Below are 1,750 nucleotides of genomic sequence, written 5' to 3' on the forward strand. Positions count from 1 at the left end.
GATCCGCCGCGGCTGTTGATGTGTTCGACAACACCAGCAAGAATTCTTCCCCGCCCACGCGGCCGAAGCAGTCGGATCGCCGTACGTGTTCGGCATTAATGGTTCCTTTGGGGGTAACCACGTCCCAGGTGCCGTCCTTCCTTTGGCGTGTTTCGATAACGGGTGTGTGCGTGTGGTATTGGGCACCGTGCACGCGGGCAGACTTCGCTGCCAAGACATCAACCGAAGGCGCCTCGGCCCACGATCCCTTGGTCGGTTTCTACTTCGACGATCACCTTGGATGTGCCCGGATAATGGCCGCCCGTCCACCAGAGGGGTTTCTCCAGGGGGATATTGACCGGAGTCGCTTTTATAGAACGGATCTTCATTGAACTGTCCGAAAATGAGAAAAGGAACGGCGCTGACGGTGACCGCTCAGTACCACTAGTCCGATTGCGCCGATTTTTTCCGCGCGCAAAAATCGGCCAGCTCGTTGTCGATGGCCGGATCTAGAGGGGGAGCCTCGTACTCGGCTAGCAGCTTCTTCCAGCGTGCGTTCGCGCGGACCAGCGCATCCTTTTCCCCCGCGTCACGCCACTGCTCGAAGCTGTTGTTGTCAGCGACTTCCGACTCCCAGAAAGGCACGATCACAGCTCCCTGGTTGGCGCGCGCATAGACCTTGAGCGCACCTGTCATGGTGGCGTCGAAAACAGCGGAGAGTTGGCGTTGATATTCGCAAGGATGACGCAGTTCTGGTCGACGAATTCGCGGCCAAAGACGATGCGTACCATCTCGATCGAATCTTCGCCGCGTTCCACCGAAGTGACCGAACCCATGAACGGCTTGTCCGAATAGCGCAGATGGGCCGACACCATGTCGAGGTGCCGCTTGTTGACCGGGATGTCGACTGGCTCGCATACCGTCCCGCCCGAATGGTGCAGCCATGGGATCGAATAGGCGAGTTTGACGAAGTTTTGAAAATCGGCGAGCGCGCCGTATCGGCGTCCCCCGTCCAGGTCGCGCACGAAAGGCGAACCGTAGGCCGGTGCGAACACGACATGTGGGCCGCCAATTTTCAAGGAACGGGCCGGGTTTCGGGCGTGCTGCGTAAACGTCGAAGGCGCCGTTTTCAGAATCGGGCCGAGCATCCCGCGCGGAAAACGGACCCGCTCGCCGTCAACGACGGCGCCTGCGCTCCGCCACAGCTCGAGCGATTCCGGGTCGTCGCGGAACTCAATACCGATCTCTTCCAGGATCACCGCGGCGGCGTCTTCGATCGCCAGCAGGCCCTCCTCCGACAGCAAATCGTAAGGAATGACCGTCCCTACGTCACCTACGAGGACTTCGATCGGTTCGATTGGCTTGCAATCGTTATCCTTCTGCCAGATGTAACAAATGGCAGGGCAATTTACTTGGATCCCAGGAGACGTTTACGACGCCCACGCGCGCAGGGATAATCCAACCAGCAAGACGGCAGCCGAGCGCTATTTCCGGGTCGATCAAGTTGAGAGTTTGTTTGAAGGTTCACCGGCTGCTGCAGGCCTATGACCAGGACGGCGCCGGCGGGCTGGCCTCGAAGAAGCGCGGCCGACCGAGCAATCGGCGCCATGATGAGGACTTTCGCAACACCACACTGGATCTGGTACGCGATCGCTACCGGGACTTCGGCCCGACGCTTGCTCGCGAGAAGCTGCTTGAGTGGCACCAGATCGCCGTCAGCACCGAGACGCTACGCAAATGGATGACGGAAGCCGGCATCTGGACATCGCGC

At 59.8% G+C, this 1,750-nt stretch carries 2 protein-coding genes and 2 pseudogenes; 1 reads left to right on the forward strand and 3 read right to left on the reverse strand.

Annotated elements, in window-relative coordinates; all coding sequences use genetic code 11:
• From EN749_RS38375 to EN749_RS35140, 3 genes and pseudogenes are all read right to left on the reverse strand, one after another.
• The coding region (locus EN749_RS38375; RefSeq protein WP_210214758.1) for a hypothetical protein at window positions 1-214 on the reverse strand (214 nt) is incomplete at its 3' end.
• Window positions 215-218: 4 nt separating this feature from the next.
• Window positions 219-368, reverse strand: coding sequence for a hypothetical protein (locus EN749_RS37990; protein WP_189367939.1), 150 nt, complete (start codon window positions 366-368; stop codon window positions 219-221).
• A gap of 55 nt (window positions 369-423) precedes the next feature.
• Window positions 424-1,347 (reverse strand): annotated as a pseudogene (locus EN749_RS35140) (trimethylamine methyltransferase family protein).
• 151 nt (window positions 1,348-1,498) lie between these two features.
• On the opposite strand from EN749_RS35140, the pseudogene EN749_RS37995 reads away from it, so the two are divergent.
• Window positions 1,499-1,750, forward strand: a pseudogene (locus EN749_RS37995) (helix-turn-helix domain-containing protein); the annotation flags it as partial.

The organism is Mesorhizobium sp. M7A.F.Ca.ET.027.02.1.1, from assembly GCF_004022985.1.
Lineage (GTDB): Bacteria > Pseudomonadota > Alphaproteobacteria > Rhizobiales > Rhizobiaceae > Mesorhizobium.